This is a genomic window from Streptomyces sp. NPDC020192 (genome assembly GCF_044388685.1).
Taxonomy (GTDB): Bacteria; Actinomycetota; Actinomycetes; order Streptomycetales; family Streptomycetaceae; genus Streptomyces.
Genome location: NZ_JBIRXG010000046.1, coordinates 16265 through 36955, shown reverse-complemented (window position 1 = coordinate 36955; position 20691 = coordinate 16265). Strand labels below are relative to the sequence as shown.

Below are 20691 nucleotides of genomic sequence, written 5' to 3'. Positions count from 1 at the left end.
AGCGCCGTCGCTGCGGCGATCCTGGATCCGACCGGGGTGCCGGCCGCATCCCTCAGCATCTCTGTGCCGACCTACCGGCTCTCCGACGAACTCCGGGACCAGTACGGCGTCCTGGTCCGCGACGCCGCCGCGCGCGTAACGTCCCTGTGGGATGGGCAGGACCCCGAAAACAGTCCCATGGCGGAACGGGACGGCTGAGGGGGGTGGGTCCACAGACGACGCACGTCTCTCGGAGGCGCCGATACCGGCCGCCTCCAACGCCACCTGGAGGTCGCCGACATCGATGCGGCCCTGGGCGCATGCCATCCTCTGCGCACTCGTCGACAGCATCGCCCACCAGTTCCCGCCGGGCATCCCACAAGCGGCGGACCTCGTCGCTGACGCCTCCCTGCGCGGCCTGACCCTGCCCCTGTGCTTCGCCGGCGCAACGCGCCGGCCCGGGCCAGTCGGCAGGCCCACCACTCAGTCCAAAGACAAGGCACCTGCCCAGGCTCGCCTTTCGACTCGCGCCTGACCCATGCCGACGATCTGAGCAACGGAGTCGTAAGGGTCTCTGACCTGATCTCCTCGCCGACTAGCAGTGGCCGGCGGTCTCCAGCGGGGCTGCGGTCCGGTTCACGACGTCGTCGACAGAGACGCCGGGTGCGAGTTCGACCAGCCGTAGACCGCCGGCCGTGACGTCTATGACGGCGAGGTCCGTGATGATCCGGTCGACGACACCCAAGCCGGTGGCAGGCAGCGTGAGTTCCCGGACGATTTTGGGGCTGCCGTCCTTCGCGGTGTGCTCCATCACCACCAGCAGGCGACGCGCGCCGTGCACCAAGTCCATGGCGCCGCCCATGCCTTTGACGAGCTTGCCCGGGATCGCCCAGTTGGCGAGGTCACCGGCGGCGGAGACCTGCATGGCGCCGAGCACCGACACGTCGATACGGCCGCTCCTGATGACCCCGAAGGAGAACGCCGAGTCGAAGTAGGAGGCCCCGGCGCGCACGGTCACGGTCTCCTTTCCGGCGTTGATCAGATCCGGATCGACCATGTCGTCGTACGGGTAGGGGCCGGTGCCCAGAATCCCGTTCTCCGAGTGCAGGATCACCTCGACATCGGGCGGGAGATGGTTCGGGATGAGGGTCGGCAGGCCTATGCCGAGATTGACGTACTGACCGTCGCGCAGTTCGCGGGCGGCCCGGGCAGCGAGCTGGTCACGATCGAGCGGCATCGCTTACTCCTTTCCGAGTCCGGCGGCCGGCGTTCGGACGGTACGGCGTTCGATCCGCTTGTCCGCTGGGTCGGCTGCGACGATCCGGTCGACGTAGACACCTGGAAGGTGGATGGCGTCCGGCGGAATCTCGCCGGGGTCGACAATGCGTTCCGCCTCAACCAGGGTGATTCGGCCCGACATGGCGCACAGCGGGTTGAAGTTGCGGGCGGCGGCGTGGAAGACGCAGTTGCCGTGGCGGTCGGCGACCTCGGCGCGCACCAGCCCGAAGTCGGCGACGATGGCCTCCTCCAGGACATGGCGGCGCCCGGCGAACTCGCGTACTTCCTTGGGCGGCGAGGCAACCGCCACCGAGCCGTCGGACGAGTACCGCCACGGCAGTCCGCCCAACTCGACCTGGGTGCCGGTGCCTGCCGGGGTGTAGAACGCCGGGATGCCGCTGCCCCCGGCCCGCAGCCGCTCGGCCAGGGTGCCCTGCGGAGTCAGCTCCACTTCGAGTTCGCCGGACAGGTACTGCCGGGCGAACTCCTTGTTCTCGCCCACGTAGCTCGACGTCATGCGAGCGATGCGCCCGGCCCGCAGCAGCAGGCCCAGCCCCCAGTCGTCGACGCCGCAGTTGTTCGACGCCACCCGCAGCCCGGTCGTTCCCGCCTGGAACAGGGCGGCGATCAACGTCGAGGGGATGCCACACAGCCCGAACCCTCCGACGGCCAGTAGTGCGCCATCTGGTATGTCGGCCACGGCGTGCGCGGCCGAGTCCACCACCTTGTCCATACTTGACCCTTCGCTTGTCCCTGGTTGCGCCGAGCCGGACCCAGGGTGTTGACAGTTGCTGGCCGGCCGCACGGAAACCGCGACAGACTTGCCGCCCGTGTCCGCGACCGACGCCCCCAGCACAACCGCGGAGCAAGGCCCGTCTGCTCCGGCGTGGCGATCACGACTCACACGTGGAACGCACCGAGGGGGCAGCGGTGAGCCTGGCCACGCCCACCCCGAACAGGCGGCGCTTTTCGATGCCCACAGACCCACCGCGGCCGGCCTTCGGAATTCCGCCAACGCCGGATGCGGCGACGAGGGGTGGGCTACGGGTGCGGGCCGGTGGCCCCTGAGAGAGGCGGCCTCCGAGGGCGGGGACGGGGCCGCACAGACACATGCTGGTGGTCATGCTGCCCGGGCGCCTGCCAAGTACCTGTTCCCGGTGGGCCAGTCGTGACCGGTGAGCGCCAGGCGCCCGGGCAGCGGGTCACCGCAACGGCTGGACGGGCCGCGAAGGCTCGAGGCGGGCTTCGATGGCTCCCATGTCCTCGATCGCCAACCGGACCTCGTCGCCTGGCCGCAGCCATGGGAAGCGCTCCGAGCCGTGGACGGCGGACAGTTCCAGTACGCAGCCGGTACCGACGGTGCCGGAGCCGATCACGTCGCCCGGGAGGAGACGGGTGCCGCGTGAGGCATACGCGACCATCTCCTCGAAAGACCAGGACAGGTCCGCCAGGTTGCCCGACGAATACAGCGTTCCGTTGACGTGTGCGGTCATCTCCAGGTCGTAGCCTCGCCCGGACCGCCGCTCGGCCAGTTCGTCAGCGGTCAGCAGGAAGGGACCGAAGGACGTGGCCGAGTCCTTCCCCTTCGCCGGCCCGAGACCCACTTCCGTCTCGTGCGCCTGGAGGTCCCGCGCACTCCAGTCGCACAGGATCATGAACCCGGCGATGTGCGCGGCGGCCTCGGCCGGGGCGATGTCCGATCCCGGTGCGCCGATGACCGCGGCGATTTCCAGTTCGTAGTCGAACTGCTCCGATCCTGGGGAGATCTCCACCGGGTCACGGTGCCCCCGGACGGACGCGGGGTTGGTGAAGTAGAAAGTCGGCTGTTCGTACCAGACGGGGCTGACCTTGCGCCCCAGAGCGCCGTACGCCGTGACCACGTGGTTCTCGAACGACATGAAGTCACGGATGGATGGTGGCACCGGAACCGGCGCACGGAGCACCGCCTCAGCGGCGAGCAGCACCTCGCCGGGATCGCTGAGCAGCATGTGTCCGGCCTCCGCCATGCCGTCGCCGGGCAGCGCCAGCAGGTCGATCAGCCGCGCTGGACCCGCACTGCCGTGCAGCCGGTCGCCGTCGAGCACTCCTACGTGCTCGGTGCCGTCGGACGGCGAAAGATAGGTCACCCATCGCATCGGGAGCCTCCCGGGGTATCGGTGTCCGTCGGTCGGCTGGGCGTTACCACGGCGCCGCTCGCGACCAGCCTCTTGATGTGCTCGTCGTCGTAGCCGAGTTCCTTGAGCACTTCCGTGTTGTGCTCACCCTGGAGGGCGGGCACCTGGGGGGCCGTTGTGCCGTCGTGCAGACTGAAGTGCCACGGCGGACCCGGGATGTTGATCGTCCCGCCGGCGCGGTCCGACACCTTCCGTACCACGCCCCACTGCTGGGCCCATTCGGTCTCGCAGAACTCCGCGATATCGCGCAGCTGCCCCATGGCGATCTTCGCTTCGTCGAACTGTGCGTCAAGGGAGCCCATGTCCTCGAAGCTGTCGATCCAGTCCTGCACCAGGGTGTGCAGCTCGTCCAGGTTCGCCAGCCGCAGTTCGGGCGTGGCGAATCTGGGGTCGTCGGCGAGGTCGGGCCGGCGCATCGCCGCCAGGTAGAAGGGGAATGTCAGGCTGCCGACGAGACTCACCGGCACGACGAAGTCCTTGCCGTCGGGGCCCGTGAAGAACGAGCAGTCCGTGGCTCCCAGGATCGGCGGTTCGGCTCCCATGTCGATGCCGGACAGGTCGACGTGCATGCGCTCGTTCATCGAGGTCATCACCGCAGCCATCGCCACGTCGATGTACTGGCCCACACCGGTGGCCTCGCGGTGTCGCAGCGCTGCCAGCACGGCGATCGTCGCGTGCAGACCGGCGTAGACATCTGCATGAGACAGCGCGTCGGAGTGGCGTTGCCGGCCCTCGACGCCGAACTGACTGAGGGTGTTGGCGGTGATGCCCACCTCCGCCTGCACGGTCGGCGCGTAAGCCATGCGCGCACGCCAGGGGCCCTGTTGTCCGTATCCGCTGACCGACACGTACACAACGGACGGATTGCGCTTCGAGACGGCCTCGTAGTCCAGGCCGAAGGAGGCCAGGGCGCCGGGCCGGAAGTTCTCCACGATGACATCGGCGGTGTCGCACAGGCGGAGCACGGTCTCGCGGGCTTCGGGAACGTTCAGGTCCACGCTGATGTTGCGCTTGCCGGCGTTCTGCTGTGCGTAGTAGCCGGTGACCGCTCCTTGTTGGGGGAAGGCCAGGCGCGTCAGGTCACCGCGGGGAGGTTCGATCTTGATGACCTCGGCGCCGAGGTCCAACAGGTGTTTCGCGCAGTGCGGTCCCGCCAGCACGCGGGAGAAGTCGATGACCCGCACTCCTTCCAGGGGAAGCGTCATGACGTCACCGTCCTTCGAAGCGTGCGGCGCCGGGACCGTTCACCTCGATGGAGGCCAGTCCCTCCTTGAGGTCCCGGGACTTCCAGAATTCCTTCTGCAGGTCCTTCATCGCATCGTCGGTCGCGCGTACCCCGTGCTCGACGGCGTAGGAGACGATCGCCTTGGTCGACGCGTGTGCGAGGGTCGGGCCGCCTGCGAGCTCGTGGGCCAGGGTGAGGCTGACGGCGGTCAGCTTGTCGTCCGCCACCACACGGTTGAAGATGTTCCAGCGCTCCAGAGTCCTGGCATCGTAGCGTCGGGCCAGGAGGGCCATCTCCTTCGCCCGGGCCGCACCCGCACGCTGGGTGACCCGCTGGATCGCACCCATCAACGGATTCATGCCGATGGTCGCCTCGACGCTCCCGATCTTCGCGGACTCCGCAGCGACAACCAGGTCGCAGGCGAGCGCGATCTCGAACCCGCCGCCGACGCAGACGCCGTGCACCGCGGCCACGATCGGGATCGGCAGCTCGTCGAAGACCCTCAGGGCGCCGGCCAGGTCGAGGTCCGGAGCCACGCCCCGCTGGGCGCTCTGGAAGATCTTCAGGTCGGCGCCGGCGCAGAAGTTACGCAGCCCGCTGCGCAACAGCACGGCACGCGCCCCGTGCTCCTCCGCCCACCTCAGGCCGTGCAACAGGCCGTCCAGGAGTGCTTCGCCCAGGAAGTTGTGCGGTGCCGACTGCATGGTCAGCACGGCCACGTTGCCGTCCATCTGGCGGGCCACGGGGGGTGAGTTCACATCGGGAGCCGCCAGCGGGGCGATCTCACCGAGTGGGTCGACCACCTCGGTGTCCGTCACGTCTTTGTCAGTCACGTCGTCGTGCTCCCGTCCTGATCTTGCCCCGTCAAAGCGTCCGAGGCCGGTTAGACAATCGGAACGTTATATGCCGACCATCATAGTCGTCAATGCAGGTAGAACGGTCGAGCTGAAACCATCTGTTTGGAATGCCGCACCTGCTGGCATACAATGGCTTCATGCCACGCCAAAGCTCCGCGAAGCAGCAGATGATCACCGCCGCCCGCCGCCTCTTTCGCGAGCGCGGCTACCTCGGCACCTCTTTCGCCGACGTCCTGGCCGAGTCGGGCGCGCCGCGCGGTTCGGTCTACTTCCACTTTCCTGACGGGAAGGAGGAGCTTGCCGCCGAGGTCGCCATCGCCCACGCTGCCGAGTCGGTCGCGGTGATCAACCGGCTGACCGACCGGGAACCGAGCGCGTCCGCCCTGCTCAGAGCCTTCGTCGCGCATTTCCGCGACGAGATCGTCAGCAGCGGCTACCGGGAGGGGTGCGCAGTGGCCCCCATCATCTTGGAGGTGGCCGGTGAAACGCCGCGCCTCGCCGCGGTCACTCGCCGGGGTTTCCAGGACATGATCACCACATTGGCCGCGCGCCTCGTGGACAAGGGGCTGGAGTCGGACCGCGCCCGTGACCTGGCAACACTGGCCGTGACCGGAATGGAAGGGGCACTCGTCGTCAGCCGAGCCCTGCAGAGCCCCGAACCCTTCGAGGCGCTGGCGGTCCGACTCTCCGAAGCCGCCGAATCGGATCCCACCTCCGCCTGAGCGGCGGACCCGGGCGTGCGAGCGAGGTGGGCAGCCGCCCGGGCGCCCTGGAGTGGAGAAGGTTGTCGTGATGCTGCCGGTGTCACCAGCCGGACCGGCGTGGGGGCGCGAAAGGAGACCACGCCCACCGTCCGTCAGTCGAGCGTCGTGCGGCTCCCTGGAGGAGGGCACCGGTCGTCAGCGACGGTGTCCCAGCGGTCGGCCACGGGCTGGTCTCCGCCACAACAGCTGACTTCGGTGATCACGGCGCTGTGCGTCGCACTGGGTTCGATGGAATTCCCGGCGTGCGCCACGCTTACGAATGGAGGTCGTTTTGTGAAGGTTCTCATTGTCGGCGCAGGGGCCACAGGAGGCTATTTCGGTCTGCGGCTGGCGCAGGCCGGCCGGGACGTGACGTTCCTGGTGCGGCCGAAGCGGGCAGCCGCCTTGCGCGAACGCGGGTTGAGACTGGTCGGCCTCGGCCACGAGGAAGTGGTCACGCCGCAACTTGTGACAGCGGCGGAACTCGACACTCAGTACGACGTAGTGCTGCTGTCCGTCAAGGCGACCGGGCTCAGCCAGGCCATGGACGACCTTGCACCCGCAATCGGGCCCACGACCGTGATCGTCCCCTTCCTCAACGGGATGGCACACCTGGACCTGCTCAACGAGCGGTTCGGCAAAGAAGCGGTGCTCGGTGGCGTGGTGAAGGTGGTCACCTCGCTCAATGCGGACGGCGACATCGTGCAGTCGGCACCGCTTGCGACGTTCGAACTGGGCGAGCAGGAGGGCGGGACGAGCGCACGGACGAAGGAACTCACGGCACTACTGGACGTGCCGGGGTACGAGTTCGCGGTGAATCATGCCATTGTGCCTGCCATGTGGCACAAGTGGGTGTTCATCGCGAGCGTCGGCGCGGTGACCTGCCTGATGGGCGGCACCGTCGGTGAGGTCGTGGCTGCCGGAGGGAGCTCCTTCTCCCGGGCTGTCGTCGCCGAGGCGGCGGCGGTGTCGGCCGCGGCGGGCTTCCCCGTGCCCGATGTGACACCGATCGAGACGGCAGTGACCCAGGCAGGTTCGTCGCTGACGTCGTCGCTGTACCGGGACATGACCGCCGGCCACTCGACCGAGGGCGAGCAGATCCTCGGCGACCTGGTCGACCGGGCCCTCCGCCACGACCTGGCCACCCCCTTGCTCAACGCCGCACGGCTGCGCCTGCGCGTGCACGAACAGCAGCGTGCGTGACCCGGTTCGTCCCACCAAACCTCGGGCAATGCAGGGCACCGGGACAGGACTCTCAAGCGACGGCGCCGGATCGACCGGCCCTGCACGCCCATCGCCGTGAAAGCCGGCCATGGCGTCTCCACTCGCCGGTCGACGCCCAGTCAAGCCGCTCGGTGCGGACACTGAGTATTTCCGGGGTGGGCACCGACCGGGTGACGGCTGCTTCTGCAGCGGCGAGGCTCGACGGCCGTGAAAGTGCAGTCGCCCTGAATCTGCGGTTTGCCCTTGGAGTGGCCGCTGAAAAGGTCCACCGGCATCTCCCGGAGCAAGGTCTCACGGGTCTGAACCGACCTCAACTGGCAGCTGATCGCCGTCCGCACGAGCCGATGGGCCTCATGCGCTGAGCCGCGTTCTTCGAGTTCCAGGTCCCCGGCATTCCTCGGTGCGTCGTGCATCACGACAACGGACCGCTCGTCGCTGCCATTACATGCGGCCACCAGCCCGGTGACCTGGCAATTACCTCCAATGAGTTAGCCGGTCGCCTGAGGCTGGTGACGATCGGCTGTGGTCGCGCTGGTTGCTGTACTCCGCTGCGGTACGGCAGAAGGTGATCGCCTTCTCGCACGCCCGCCGCGAGCCCTCCCGATGTCCCGCCGCCACGGCAGGGGGTGCGCGCCTATCTCGTTCGGTTCGTTGCTCAACTGAAGGGGAGGCGCCCTTCTTTGGGGCGGCCGGACGGCTGCCCACCGCGATCGCGGGTCCGGGTCGGGCGGTCAGGTGGAGAGGGCGGGTGCGGCTTCGGCAGCTTCGGTGAGTCGGGCCGCCAGTGCCTCGAAGGCTTCGGGGTCCTCCAGGGCTCGGCTGACGACGAGAGCCCCTTCCATTCCGGTCACGGCCAGTGCTGCCGGTTCCTGAGCGCTTTCGGGCTGCAGCCCTTTGTCCACGAGGCGCGCTGCCATGGTGGTGATCATGTCTTGGAAGCCTCGGCGGGTGACCGCGGCCAGGCGCGGGGTTGAACCGCCCACCTCCAGAACGATGGGGCCACCGGGCACCCCTTGCAGTAGCCGCTGGCCACGATCTCGTCGCGAAAATGCGCGACGAAGCCTGCGAGGAAGGCGGACGCGCTCGACTCTCGGTTGGCCAGCCGGTTGATCAGTGCGACCGACTCGGCAGTGTGAGCGATGTCGACCTCGGCGGCAAGCTCCTCCTTCCCGCCCGGGAAGTGGAAGTAGACCGAACCGCGAGGCGCTCCGGACTCGGCCAGGACGTCGGCGACCGACGTGCCGAGGTAGCCGCGTTCACGGAAGAGGCGTCGGGCGGCGGTGATCATCTGTTGCTTCGCGGAGCTTTGGCGTGGCATGACGCGGTTATATGTCGTTAGGTATAGCAACCTCACCGATTCAGTCCAAACCGATCTTTCTACCTGCATTGACAACTATGATGGTCTGCATATAACGTTCTGAGTGTTGAACCAGCCTCGGGCCTTCGGGGAAGTGCGATGCAGGACGAGGGTGCGACCACGTCACCGATCCAGTCGTGACGGAGGCAGAGGCGGTTTACCTGGTCGGCGAGATCGTCCCGACGGCGGCTCCCGACGTGAAATCATCGAAATCACCTCTCACATGGGAATAGGTAGTCATGTCAGATCACAAGACGTTGACACCCTTTGATGGCGTACTCGTCACGATCCGCTCGGAAAAGTCCTTCTTCGAGGTCACCAAGGCCATCGAGTCGAGCTTGCAGCGCTTTACGCCGTCGAAGTTGATGGAATACGTGACACATGCAGATCGCGAGGGACTGGAGGCCTACGTTGCAGAGGTCTCGGCGCCCAGCAAGTTCTCCATTTTCTGGGAATTCGAGCAGGGCTCAACCATGAGGCTGGCTGGAATCCCCATCGAGTCCAAGTTCTACCTGGTCGGTAACGCTGTCATTGCCCGAGGCCTGTTCCAGCACACTGCAGCCGCCGGCCTTGGGGCGCCCGTGCGTATCTGCATCTCCCAGCGCGATGGTGAGCAGACACGCATCGACATGGACCTGCCTTCCGCGTTCTTCGGAAAGTTCCCCGAAATGCGCGAGTCGGACGTTCCCGAGCTTCTGGACGCCGAGATGGTCAAGGTCTTCGAGGACGCCGCCGCCTAAAACAAGCTGCGAGAGCCGGACGGCTGCACCGCCCGGCTCTCGCAACTGTCCGTCTCGGCCGGAGGCGTCGGGCTCCTCTCGGTTATTTCCGCTCGTTCAACCTGTCGTGCAAACACTGGCACGGCCCGGCTATTACGACACCCCCGCCCAGGCTGCAGAGCGACTCCAGTAGGAGCCCTTGCCCACCGGTGCCGACAACAGGCGTGAACTTTTACGGCTCTACCCAGTGAGCTGATCGCGCTGATCAACTGGCTGTCACCTGAGCGCCGCGTGCTCACCGCCCCAGGCCAAACCCTGGCGAGGCCGTCTGCAACGTCAGCACCACGCCATTCGACGCATCAAATCCGGCAGCCCCTTGTGGTGTCGGGTTCACCCGAATTCCGGGAACCCCCGCTTTACGTCGATGAGTAGATACACCAGCGCCGAGGTATAGCGATCGCTTTACCTGGTCGGGGTCGTGCTCTCAGAGCCCGGTGACACCTGCGCCGAGCCCCCGCACCCTCGCCGAGGCCAGTCGCCCCCATCCCACCGGAGAGAACCACCGACATGCACATCCAGCATCTGCGCCCGGCGAGGCGAATATCACGCCCGGTCGGCTTCTGGCTTCTGGCCGTCACGTTCCTTGCGTTCTTTGCCGCGAACAGCGCGCTTTCCCCGCTCTTGGTGGTGTATCAGCACCGCTGGGGCTTCTCGCCGACTATGCTCACCACGATCTTCGCGGTCTATGCCCTGGCCCTGCTGGTTGCGCTGCTGACCGTCGGAGGACTCTCCGACTACATCGGCAGGCGGCCCGTGCTCGCCGCCGCGCTGATCGTCGAGGCCGCGTCCATGGCCGTGTTCCTCATCGCCGACAACATTGGGCTGCTGCTGGTGGCGCGCATCCTGCAGGGGCTGGGGATGGGTGCGGCGATGGGGGCCATCACCGCCGGGCTGGTGGATCTGCAGCCGTCACCCACGTCACGCCTCGCCTCGGTGCTGAACAGCGCCGCCCCGGCCGCCGGGCTGGCCCTCGGGGCGCTCAGCACCGGACTGCTGGTGCAGTACGCCCCCGCCCCCACGACGCTGGTCTTCGTGCTGCTCATCGCCGTCTTCCTGGTGCTGACCGCGGCGGTGTTCCTCCTGCCCGAGCCGGTCACGTCCCGGCCGGGCGCCTGGGCCTCGCTGCGGCCGCAACTGGCCGTGCCGTCCCAGGTGCGCCGGGCCTTCCTGGCGACCACGCCCTGCCTCATCGCCACCTGGGCGATCACTGGGTTCTACCTCTCGCTCGGCCCCTCGCTGGCCGTAGGGGTCCTGCACATCGGCAGCCATCTGGTCGGTGCCCTGGCGCTGGCCACGTTCTACAGCGCGGGAACCGTCGCCTCACTGCTGGGGCGCAACCTGGCGCCGCAGCGGGTGATGGCCGCCGGGTGCGTGGCCCTCGCCGCAGGGACCGCTCTGACCCTGCTCGCACTCGTCGGACCCTCGACGCCGCTGTTCTTCCTCGGAACCGCCCTCGCCGGCGTCGGCTGGGGCAGCTCCCTCCTGGGCTCCTTCGGCTCGCTTGCGGCACTGGCCGGTCCCACCGAACGGGCGAAGCTGTTCGCCTCCGTCTACGTCGTCAGCTACCTCGCCTTCAGCCTCCCCGCCGTGGTGGCCGGGCTCGCCATCCCGTCTCTCGGCCTGCGCGTCACGACGATGTGGTACGGCGCCATGGTGATTGTGCTGGCACTGCTGGCGGTCGCCGGAGCCGCCGTCCGCAGGCGCGCAGCCAGGCCCTTGGCAGCACTGGCCTCTTCCGAGGCCCTGGCCACCGTCGGCCCATCCCACCCGGACGCGGCCAAGGCCGCCCGGAGCCAGTAGGGCGCAGCGCCCGGTCCGTCGGGGACCTGGTCGCGACCCGTTGCAGCCCCGCCCCCGGGACCATAGGAGGGCCACGGCTCCGAGGGGGCGATGCCGGCCTGGTCGAGGCGAGCGCCTCGCTGGGATGCTCCCGGGCCACCGACAAGTCCGGGGAATGACAGCGCCGTCGATCGGAGTGCGGGTCAGGAAGAGCCGCGAGAGCATCCCGGCACCGGCATCCTGGCGCGTCCATCGCTGTGCGAGTCAAGAAGCCCGGGACATCCGGTACTTCACATACTCACTGTCCGAGTGATGCACCAGCTCGCCCGGCTGGATCGGGCTTCCGGCGCGGTCGCGCTGCCAGATGGCCATCTCTAGTGCGGACAGGACCAGTTCGGTCTGCTTGGTCAGTGCCGCGGACCATCCGACGATGCGCCGGGAGAACGTGTCGACGACGAACGCGACGTAGACGGTACCGGCCCAGGCCGCGACGTGCGTGGAGTCGGCGACCCAGCAGCGGTTCGTCGCCGGGGCGACGAAGTCGCGGTCCACCAGGTCCGGCGCCCGCACCGCCTGCTGGTCGGCGACGGTGGTGTGATCGACAACCCTCGGCCCGGCCCGAGGCCGTCCTGTGCGCCTCACCTACGAAGTCAACGCCTTTGGCCGCGAGAGGGATACCCGCCGAAACGGAGCAGGATGACGTTGCTGGCGCCTCGCACCGCGCCCAGCATGACAAGCTGTGCTTGCCCACCCCCGAACCCAGGAGGTCACCATGACCGCAGAGCCCGTATCTACGGAAGGTTCGGAGCCGGCTGCCCCCGAGACGTCCCCTCTGGAGCCGGACAGCGACGGCAACTACGACCTCAAGCGCAGGTTCCGCGAAGCCCTGGCGCGCAAGCGCGGTGCGCAGGCGGACGCCGCTGATATTGCCGCCAAGTCCGATGCGTCGAAGGTACGTTCGGCGCACGGCCCGGCTGCGAGCCAGCGGTCGTTCAGGCGCAAGAGCGGCGGCTGAGTCGAGGAGTCCCGCGATCTAACCGCTTCACCGGCACTCGCGCTATCCACTCGCGCGTCCCGTGCAGTGGCCCGCGACGTGCGCATGCCCGTGCGCGCGTTGCGGGCGGGGCGTAGCCGGCGGACTCGCCTGGGGAATGGCCCAGATGCGGTTGGCTCGGGTCGGTGGCGCTGCCGAACTGGAATTCCGGGATGAGAGCACTGCCTTGTCCGAGGGTGCGCGGCCGGTGTTGCGCGCCTTGCGTGCCCCTGTACCGCTGTGAAAATCGACTGCGGTTGTCCGGGGTGACGGTAGGCATCCGCGTGGCAAGGACATTCATTCCCCGTCCTGCTGCGGCTGATCGACGCACAGTCGGTCGCGTTCCCGGCAGCGGTCGCCTTCGTGCCCAGCCACGACGTGCAGGTGCCGACCTGCCCCGAGTGGACGCTGTCCGATCTGGTGCAACATCTGGGCGGGGTGCACCGCCGCCATGCCACCGGTTCCTCCCGCGGCTTCGGCCGGGAGTTCGCGCAGGCGGCCCTGGAGCGCGGCGACAGGGCCGTCGCCCGCAACACCGACTCCCTTGCGGACCTGCCGGCCGCCCACGGCGAGGCGATCCGCCTCGTCGAGCCCGGCGGCTTCGCCACCGTCCGGTCCGGGCGTGCCGGACCTCGATGCTCGCGGGGCCGCCACCGGAACCGGGACCGTGCTGCCGGGCTGTGGCTCAGGCGTCGATGATGACGGGGATGATGAGGGGCTTGCGGCGATAGGTGCGGAACGCCCAGTTCGCCACGGCGCGGGCGAGGAGCTGTTCGAGTTGACGCGCGTCCCCGACGCCTTCCTCGGCCGCGGTGGCCAGGGTCTTCTCGATGACCGGGATGACCGGCTCGAAGGTGGCGACGTCGTGGACGAAGCCCCGGGCCAGGAAGTCGGGGGCCTCGGCGAGGGCGCCGGTGTCCGCGTCGACGATCGCCACCACCGTGACCACGCCTTCGGCGGCGAGGGTGAGGCGGTCCTTGAGGGACGCTTCGGTGGCGCCGCCGACTTCCATGCCGTCGACGTAGACGTTGCCGGCGGGGACCTTGCCGGTGATGGACGCGCGTCCGTCGACCAGGTCGACGACGACGCCGTCCTCGGCGATGACGACCCGGTCGGGGTCGACACCGGTGCGGATGGCGAGGTCGGCGTTGGCCCGCAGGTGGCGCCATTCGCCGTGCACGGGCATGACGTTGAGGGGTTTGACGATGTTGTAGCAGTAGACGAGTTCGCCGGCGCTGGCGTGCCCGGAGACGTGCACCTTGGCGTTGCCCTTGTGGACCACGTGGGCGCCCCACCGGGTGAGTCCGTTGATCACCCGGTAGATGGCGTTCTCGTTGCCGGGGATGAGGGAGCTGGCGAGCAGGACGGTGTCGTCCTTGCCGATGCGGATCAGGTGGTCGCGGTTGGCCATCCGTGACAGCGCGGCCATCGGTTCGCCCTGGGAGCCGGTGCACACCAGCGTGATCTTGTGGTCCGGGAGCTTCTCCAGCTCCTTCGTGCTCACGACCAGACCGGAGGGGACCTTCAGATAGCCCAGGTCACGGGCGATGCCCATGTTGCGGACCATCGACCGGCCGACGAAGGCGACCTTGCGGCCGTGCTGGTGGGCGGCGTCCAGGACCTGCTGGATGCGGTGCACGTGGCTGGCGAAGCTGGAGACGATGACCCGGCGCGGCGCGGTGCGCATCACCTGCTCGATCGCCGGGTTCAGCTCTCGCTCGGAGGTGGTGAAGCCGGGTACTTCGGCGTTGGTGGAGTCGGTGAGGAACAGGTCCACGCCCTCCTCGCCGAGGCGGGCGAAGGCGCGCAGATCGGTGATGCGGTCGTCGAGAGGGAACTGGTCCATCTTGAAGTCGCCGGTGTGCAGCACCATCCCGGCCCGGGTGCGGATCGCGACCGCGAGGCTGTCGGGGATGGAGTGGTTGACCGCCACGAACTCGCAGTCGAAGGGCCCGAAGCCACGCCGGTCGCCCTCCCGCACCCGCACCGTGCGGGGCCGGATGCCGTGTTCCTTGAGCTTGGCCTCCAGGAAAGCCAGCGTCAGCTTGGAGCCGACGACGGGAATGTCGGACCGCTCGCGCAGCAGGTACGGCACGCCGCCGATGTGGTCCTCGTGGCCGTGGGTGAGGACCACGGCCACGATGTCGTCCAGCCGGTCCCGGATCGAGGTGAAGTCCGGCAGGATCACGTCCACGCCGGGCTGGGTCTCCTCGGGGAACAGTACGCCGCAGTCGACGATGAGCAGCTTGCCGGCGTGTTCGAAGACGGTCATGTTGCGGCCGATCTCACCCAGGCCGCCAAGGGCGATGACCCGCAGCCCTCCTTCGGGAAGGGGCGGGGCGGCTTTCAGCTCGGGGTGCGGATGACTCATACCCTGACGGTACCCGGAGAGCGGGACAGGGTGATCCATTGCCTGTGCGATCTCCTTTTCCCGACGGAGCGGAATACCCGCAGCGGGTGCCTCGGCACGGTCGCATCACGCCGGCGGCCGGAACAGGCAGGGGTGAAAGCGGTACCACCGTCCGTGGCCGAACCCTTCGCCCGGTGCTGGAGAAGATCTCGTGCACCCTGTCGTGTTTTCCGGCGTTTGCCACCTTCCGGTGGCCTCGGCACTGGTCCACTCGAAATGGTCGAGACGCGGGTGCCGTCGGCGCTCATGAGCAAGTGGGCCGAGAGCGCCCCGAGGCAGCTTCTCTCGCCGGGCGGACAGTTGGCGGTGTCCCCGAAGCGCTCGCCGCCCCCGCCAGCCATGCCGGAACCCGATGTGGAGCCCCATGAACTCGACGACGAGGTCGCGCGGGAGCGGCTCGGCCGTTGTCTCGAGCCGGTCCCAGAAGTCCTGGACTCGCGGCGCTCATGAGCGGGCGGCTCGTGGGGTGATGTCGTTCGGCGCCGTTTGGTCCACGACTGGTCCGGGCGAGACTCCCTTGGGTGTCAGACAGTAGCGCGAAGGCTCCAGCTCATCACAGAGTGTAGCCGTTATTTCGGGTTGCCTGGAGCGCAACGATGCCTCCAGGCAACCGACTTCAGACTCTAGAAGAAGCCAAGTTTCTGAGGGCTGTAAGAACAAAGAATGTTCTTCGTCTGCTGGTGGTACAGCGCTTGCGAGCCCCTGAACTGCAGTGATGGTGTAGGAGGTGGCCGTTGCGGCTCGGTTGGTCCGCCTATGGTCCGGATCTTTCCTGTCTCGTGGCTTCGTGTGCGGTACTACATGGCACATGTCGTAGAAGCCGTCCACGGGCGTCCAGTCGGTCCAGGGTGAGTGCGTAAGTCCAGGTCAGAGCCCTGTGGCGTGAGTACGTCCGCGGGGTTGGTGACCCGCCCGTGATCGTTTGTGATCGCTCGTGACAGGTGAGGGTCCCTCTTCGGCTTGCTCCGGCGGGGGCCTGCGTACACGGGGAGCTGATGCGACGACCCCCCGCCGGCTTGCTGCGGCGGGGCGTCGTCGTGCAGATATTCCGTTGATGTTGCGGGCGTCAGGCAGTCAGGCCGGGCGGGTGTCAGTCCAAGAGGTCGAGGCTCTGCTGACCAGGGCCGGGGGTGCGTCGAGACTTCCGCGGCGGTTTCGGTTCCTTGGTTGCGTAGACAGGTACGGGCAGGATGCCCTCGCCTCGTAGGTCGTCGGTGGTGATGAGCGGGCCGCTGCTCACGGCGTCCAGCAGCCGGGCCTGTCGGGGTTCGAGGGCTACGAGGAGCCCGAGCGCGTTGATGAGGTCAAGTAGGTCAACGGTCCACCGGGCAGGCCAGGTCGGGGGCAGGATGTCGTTCAACGGGGTCTGTCGTTCCACGTCTGGCTTGCGCTTGCGGAAGCTGAACCACTTGCGGATCACCTGCACCCCGCCGATCCGATAGTCCCAGACTTCTGGCGCCACCGGACGTATGCAGCCCGTGCCCACTGTGAGGGTTCGTGTGGACGCGTCGTAGGAGATGTCCTCAGGTAACCCGTCGTCCTCTCCGATCACGACGACGCATTCCGGTTGTTCCTCCGGGGGAAGCCTCGGGGACGAGCCAGGTGAACTGTCGTGGTGGGAGGCGAAGCGCTGGCCGTACGTGTGGATCCACACCGTGCGCCTACCCACTTCCACGAGCTCCGCCCATAGAGCCGGGTCGCGTGTTATAGGGATACGGGCACCGCGCTCGGCGAGGTTCGCGGCGAAGCGGCGGGTGTAGCCGCTGTGGCCGGCTGTCCCCGCGATGTACGCGAAGAGGTCCTCGGCGGTGACCGTCACGCCGTGCGTCTTGGTGAGCAGCCGCAGCAGGCCAGGGGTGACGTTTGGTTCAGCCTGGTGGGGGTGGCGGTAAAGAGGGGCGACGCGGCCGCCTTCGGTGCCTTTGAAGTGATGAATGTCGGGCAGAAGGGCGGTGAAACTCACCGCCGGCCCCGGACGGCCTGATTCCGTGTGGAGTTCGGACAGGTAGATCTGACGCTGGTCGTTGTGGGCGAACCACAAGGCCGGCCGCGGTCGGTCGATCACTCTTCGGTCCGCGATGATGTACTGCCGGTCGAACGTCATCCGTCCGTACTTGACGATGACCGGAACCCTCTCTTTTTCTGCGGCAAGACTGCCCGTCTCCTGCTGGCCGGGCAGTGGTGGTTCCAGCTTGTCCGGACGGCGGTCTCCGGTGCTCTTCATCAACTCCGCTTTGGCGTCTGCCGGAGCCTGGACGAGCCTGTGCCAGCGCCTCTCCAGAACGTTCCGGCTGGGTGAGACGGGCCAGTTGCGGTTGTTCTTGTTGCCGGAGCTCGTCCAGGGCAGCAGGGCGTCCACCGGTGGCATTGCCGACCACTCGGAGTCGGACGTGACGTGAAAGGGCGCGGTCCACTGTGTGGGGCAGAGCTGCCAGGAGGTCCCTCCGCGATGGCCGTCGAGGCCAAGCCCTTCCAGCCAGTCGAACTTTTCCTCGCGTGTGCCCGCGGGGACGTCGAGTCGCCAGACCCGCGCCGGTGTACCCGTGTCCGGGGCGCCATGGCGGACGAAGACGGCGATGCAGATCTCCCGCTTGACATCCTGGAAGACACGGGTGCGCGTGTCGGAGTAGGCGCCCTCGGGGGAGAGACCGATGACCCAGCCCTCGTCGGCGACCTCGCGCAGGTAGTGGCGCATGCCGGCCGAGCCCTCGCTGTCCAGGTATCCGGAGTTGGTGATGAGGGCGACGATCCCGCTGGGGGCCTTCGGTGCTCCCGAGGCGGTCAACTGGTCGAAGACCTTCCAGGTGGACCACGCCCAGAAGTAGACGTAGAGGTTGTCGAGGGCGTATCCGACGCGTCCGTTGTCCTCTGGGTGGAAGCGGGCGAGGATCGGGCCCTGGCCGTTCGGGTTGCCCTCGGTGACCCAGCGTCCGACGCCCGACTGTCTCGCACCCCGCAGGTAGGGCGGGTTGCCGATGACCACCATGACCTTCTCGTCCGCCTTGATCTTGTTCGCCATTCGGCGGTGGCGGGCGATCGCCTCGTACATGAAGCCCAGGTGGTGCTCGACGGCGGGATCGTCGAGTGTGTCGGCCACCAGAAGCCTCGGCGGGCGGCGCGTGATGTCGGCATCGTGGGACCGGAAGGCGTGGTGCACACGGAGTTCGGCGACGGCGTATGGCCCGGTCTGTTTCTCCAGCCCGACCAGTCGGCCCGAGAGCTCCCGGAGAAGCCCGGACTTGAGCGTGCTGCCGTACTTCAGTGACAGGCACTTGGCGACGTGGTCGATGATGTTGATGAGGAAGGTCCCGGTGCCCATGGCCGGATCGACGACGGTGACGTCCTCGCTTCCGTAGCCGTCCTCCTGGCCGAGCCGGTCACGCAGCACCTCGTCGGTGAAGCCGACCATGAAGCGGACGACCTCGCCAGCCGTGTAGTAAGTACCCGTCCGCCGTCGCAGTTCCGGGTCGTAGGCGCTCAGAAAGCCCTCGTACAGGTGGAGGTAGGCGTCTCCGGTCTCGTCCTTGAACATCTCGGGGTCGACGGCCGATAAGACGTCGATCAGTGGGTCGATGATGCCCCGCAGATCGTCGAGGGCGTCGTCAGTCAGCACCGCCAGCGCCTTGCCCATCAAGGAATGCCGCTTGCCCAGTCGGATCGCGACCTCGGGAAGCGTGAGCCTGCCCAGATCAATGTGCTCAAGACGAGCCAGCAGCATGGCAAACGTCAGCGTCTGACTGTATTGGTCCGCGAACTCCTCCGGGCGAGCATCGGGAAAGAGCAGGTCCTTCCAGTTGTCGGCCAGGATCGAGAACGCAGCGTCAGCCTCCCCGTGCTCCTCGCGGGTGAGGCGTTCGGTGACCTCGTCACGCAGCAGGGCGCAGATTCCCGCGATGCGCTTGACCAGTTCGTTGATGCTGTCGTGGACGATGGGCGCCGGCAGGAAGAAGTGCGTGAGGGCGCGCTCGAACCCGGTGTCCGCGACGACGAGTTGCCGGCTACCGGAATCAAGGTCTCCGACCAGGATTCCGGTGGGGCCGACCTGTACGCCGAAACGGTAGACCGCCCACTGGTATCCGTCGGTGTACAGCACATTGTGGAGTGCCTTGATCTTCTCCCACTGCTTGCGGTCGTGGCTCTTCACCGACCACTTCTCCGGGTCGGCCCCCGAGCCCGGCTGCTTCAGCTCGACGTGCCCTATGGTCCTGCCGCCGCAGCCGATGGCGAAGTCGGGCCGGATCCCGAGTTCCTTGATGCGACTCTGACCGTGGACGATGAGCTTGAGGCGTTGCCGCGAGGCCATGCCGCGCAGCAGATGCTCCACCGGCGCGGTCAGGCTGTCCTCCTTACTGCTGACCGCCCCTGCGGGACCTTGCAGCTTGGTCCTGACCTCCTCGCCGAACTGGGCGACGAGGTTCGCGACCGATCCGGTCGTGCCCTTTCCCGCCCAGACGTCCCCTCTTGCCATCGGCCCCCCAAGGTTGCACCCATGCCGACGATCAGACCCATACAGAATGCCCATGACATCCCAAGCAGCAAACGCCAGTGGATGTAGGTTGATTGGTGATATGTCGCCAAAGACTCGCGGACGGAGGTGGGTTGGAGCGTGAGCCGGGAGTGCATCCCGGGCGTGCGTCAGCGTGCGGAGCGCAATCGGTGGACGGCACGGCGATCTTGCAGGCACGCTGGGGGCGATCGCGGGGAGCTGCGCGCGATCTCGGCGAGCTGGTCTTCGAGGGGGTGGCCGGGGGCGTCGGACCATTCGCTTGCCCGGTGCGGTTGGCCGCCGCTGAGGACGAAGCGGAGGCGTTCGGATGGGGTGTAGTCGAAGCGGGGGATCCTGATCCAGGAGTGCTTCTTGGCGTCGGCGAGTTCCTTCTCGGTGGCGACGTGCTCGGTCCGGTCCTGTTCCTGGAGGACGAGGAACCCCACGGTCTGGCCCTGTGCGGTGATGGTGAAGTGGGGAGATGCTCTGCGGCGGCGATGAGACGGTGGCGCGGAGCCGGTCGCTCCCGCCGAACTGGAGTGTCCTTCGGCCTCGGCAGCGGTGATCAGCGCCTGGATGAGCCGGAGAGCACGTCCTTGGACGGGCCTGGTTAGGCCCAGCGGCTGCTGTTCGTTCTGCATGGCCCGGACCACGGTGTGCGGGCGGTTGAGCCGGGCGGGCACGGGGACGGGTTCGAGGACGGCAAGGCGCCAGGCGGGGATGTCGACGAGCTTGATCTCGTACCCGCCACGGCACCAACCCCCGTACAGCTCCTTCGTCTCCGGAATCCTTCCGGATCTGCGCGCCGCGGCGATGCGGGACGGCCACTTCTCGGAGTCCGGACCGCTGCCGGGCTTGACGATCTGGCCGCCTGCCTCCGCGAGCTCTTGCAGCAGCTGTTCCGTGAATGTCACGCGGCGCTGTGGAGGAGGGCTTGGTTTTCGCGCGGAGGCCGGAGGTTCCTGTGCTCGGGGGGACGGGGGTTGCGGAGCGGCGGCCTGGGTCTTCCGCGGGCGCGATCCAGGGGGAGGGTATGTGCCGTGCGCCAGGTAGTGCCGGCCGGCGCTTGTCAGGGCGACGTTCCATTGCCCACCCTTCCGGGAGACCAGGACCAGGCCGCGGTTCTGCAGTGCCTGACAGGTGGTCTTGTAGGAGCTGGTCTCCCAAACGCCGGCAGGGCACCCGTCTTCCACCCATTTCAGCACCGAGAGTTGCCGCTCATTGACCTGCCGTTCCAATGGCCCGCCTTCGACTCGAGGTTGACGTGCGACGGCGGCATGGTGTCAGTTCCGTTCGCCGGCGGAAGATGGCTCGAAACCATTTCGCTCGAACGAGCGAAGGCTGACGTGGACCGTGTCTAGGCGGCG

18 protein-coding genes are annotated in these 20691 nt (G+C 67.6%); 7 read left to right on the top strand and 11 right to left on the bottom strand.

The annotated features are described in order from the left end of the window. Positions 1-198, top strand: a 198-nt coding sequence (locus ACH47Z_RS42910; protein ID WP_399084664.1) for an IclR family transcriptional regulator C-terminal domain-containing protein, incomplete at its 5' end; no start/stop codon positions are given. Between the two features lie 376 nt (positions 199-574). Here the strand turns inward: ACH47Z_RS42910 and ACH47Z_RS42905 are convergent. From ACH47Z_RS42905 to ACH47Z_RS42885, 5 genes are all read right to left on the bottom strand, one after another. Further along, complete coding sequence (locus ACH47Z_RS42905; RefSeq protein ID WP_399084661.1) at positions 575-1216, bottom strand: 3-oxoacid CoA-transferase subunit B; 642 nt, start codon at positions 1214-1216, stop codon at positions 575-577. A 3-nt stretch (positions 1217-1219) separates the two neighbouring features. Then, on the bottom strand, positions 1220-1990 hold the full coding sequence (locus ACH47Z_RS42900) for a CoA transferase subunit A (RefSeq protein WP_399084658.1): 771 nt from the start codon (positions 1988-1990) through the stop codon (positions 1220-1222). A 469-nt stretch (positions 1991-2459) separates the two neighbouring features. Beyond that, positions 2460-3383 carry a fumarylacetoacetate hydrolase family protein gene (locus ACH47Z_RS42895; RefSeq protein WP_399084655.1) on the bottom strand — a complete coding sequence of 308 codons (924 nt, stop codon included), beginning with the start codon at positions 3381-3383 and terminating at the stop codon, positions 2460-2462. Continuing rightward, entirely contained in the window at positions 3380-4636 is a 1257-nt protein-coding gene (locus ACH47Z_RS42890) for a CaiB/BaiF CoA transferase family protein (RefSeq protein ID WP_399084652.1), read from the bottom strand. The genes ACH47Z_RS42895 and ACH47Z_RS42890 overlap by 4 nt, the downstream gene beginning before the upstream one ends. Before the next feature lie 4 nt (positions 4637-4640). Continuing rightward, entirely contained in the window at positions 4641-5489 is an 849-nt protein-coding gene (locus tag ACH47Z_RS42885) for an enoyl-CoA hydratase/isomerase family protein (RefSeq protein WP_399084650.1), read from the bottom strand. A gap of 131 nt (positions 5490-5620) precedes the next feature. Here ACH47Z_RS42885 and ACH47Z_RS42880 point away from each other — a divergent pair, with 131 nt between their 5' ends. Together ACH47Z_RS42880 and ACH47Z_RS42875 are read left to right on the top strand one after the other, a co-directional pair. After that, positions 5621-6235, top strand: a complete 615-nt coding sequence (locus tag ACH47Z_RS42880; protein WP_399084647.1) for a TetR/AcrR family transcriptional regulator — start codon at positions 5621-5623, stop codon at positions 6233-6235. Between the two features lie 237 nt (positions 6236-6472). Continuing rightward, on the top strand, positions 6473-7459 hold the full coding sequence (locus ACH47Z_RS42875; RefSeq protein ID WP_399084644.1) for a ketopantoate reductase family protein: 987 nt from the start codon (positions 6473-6475) through the stop codon (positions 7457-7459). A gap of 752 nt (positions 7460-8211) precedes the next feature. Here the strand turns inward: ACH47Z_RS42875 and ACH47Z_RS42870 are convergent. Then, a complete protein-coding gene (locus ACH47Z_RS42870; RefSeq protein ID WP_399084641.1) occupies positions 8212-8463 on the bottom strand; it encodes a hypothetical protein in 252 nt (83 codons plus the stop codon). Beyond that, entirely contained in the window at positions 8406-8768 is a 363-nt protein-coding gene (locus ACH47Z_RS42865) for a TetR/AcrR family transcriptional regulator (RefSeq protein WP_399084638.1), read from the bottom strand. The genes ACH47Z_RS42870 and ACH47Z_RS42865 overlap by 58 nt, the downstream gene beginning before the upstream one ends. A 308-nt stretch (positions 8769-9076) precedes the next feature. Here ACH47Z_RS42865 and ACH47Z_RS42860 point away from each other — a divergent pair, with 308 nt between their 5' ends. Next, positions 9077-9577 carry a hypothetical protein gene (locus ACH47Z_RS42860; protein WP_399084635.1) on the top strand — a complete coding sequence of 167 codons (501 nt, stop codon included), beginning with the start codon at positions 9077-9079 and terminating at the stop codon, positions 9575-9577. A 546-nt stretch (positions 9578-10123) separates the two neighbouring features. Then, entirely contained in the window at positions 10124-11416 is a 1293-nt protein-coding gene (locus ACH47Z_RS42855) for an MFS transporter (protein WP_399084632.1), read from the top strand. Positions 11417-11659: 243 nt separating this feature from the next. Here the strand turns inward: ACH47Z_RS42855 and ACH47Z_RS42850 are convergent, their stop codons facing one another. After that, positions 11660-12037, bottom strand: coding sequence for a DDE-type integrase/transposase/recombinase (locus ACH47Z_RS42850; RefSeq protein WP_399084629.1), 378 nt, complete (start codon positions 12035-12037; stop codon positions 11660-11662). 130 nt (positions 12038-12167) lie between these two features. On the opposite strand from ACH47Z_RS42850, the gene ACH47Z_RS42845 reads away from it, so the two are divergent. Then, complete coding sequence (locus tag ACH47Z_RS42845; RefSeq protein ID WP_399084626.1) at positions 12168-12410, top strand: DUF5302 domain-containing protein; 243 nt, start codon at positions 12168-12170, stop codon at positions 12408-12410. 381 nt (positions 12411-12791) lie between these two features. After that, a complete protein-coding gene (locus tag ACH47Z_RS42840) occupies positions 12792-13127 on the top strand; it encodes a maleylpyruvate isomerase N-terminal domain-containing protein (RefSeq protein ID WP_399084623.1) in 336 nt (111 codons plus the stop codon). Here ACH47Z_RS42840 and ACH47Z_RS42835 read toward each other — a convergent pair. From ACH47Z_RS42835 to ACH47Z_RS42825, 3 genes are all read right to left on the bottom strand, one after another. Next, the gene (locus ACH47Z_RS42835; RefSeq protein WP_399084620.1) at positions 13114-14799 is read right to left on the bottom strand and encodes a ribonuclease J; all 1686 of its coding nucleotides are present in this window, start codon (positions 14797-14799) and stop codon (positions 13114-13116) included. The genes ACH47Z_RS42840 and ACH47Z_RS42835 overlap by 14 nt on opposite strands. A 1129-nt stretch (positions 14800-15928) precedes the next feature. Next, positions 15929-19522, bottom strand: coding sequence for a type ISP restriction/modification enzyme (locus ACH47Z_RS42830; protein WP_399084617.1), 3594 nt, complete (start codon positions 19520-19522; stop codon positions 15929-15931). Further along, positions 19474-20238, bottom strand: a complete 765-nt coding sequence (locus tag ACH47Z_RS42825) for a hypothetical protein (protein WP_399084614.1) — start codon at positions 20236-20238, stop codon at positions 19474-19476. Before ACH47Z_RS42825 ends, ACH47Z_RS42830 begins: the two co-directional genes overlap by 49 nt. Between the last annotated feature and the right edge of the window lie 453 nt (positions 20239-20691).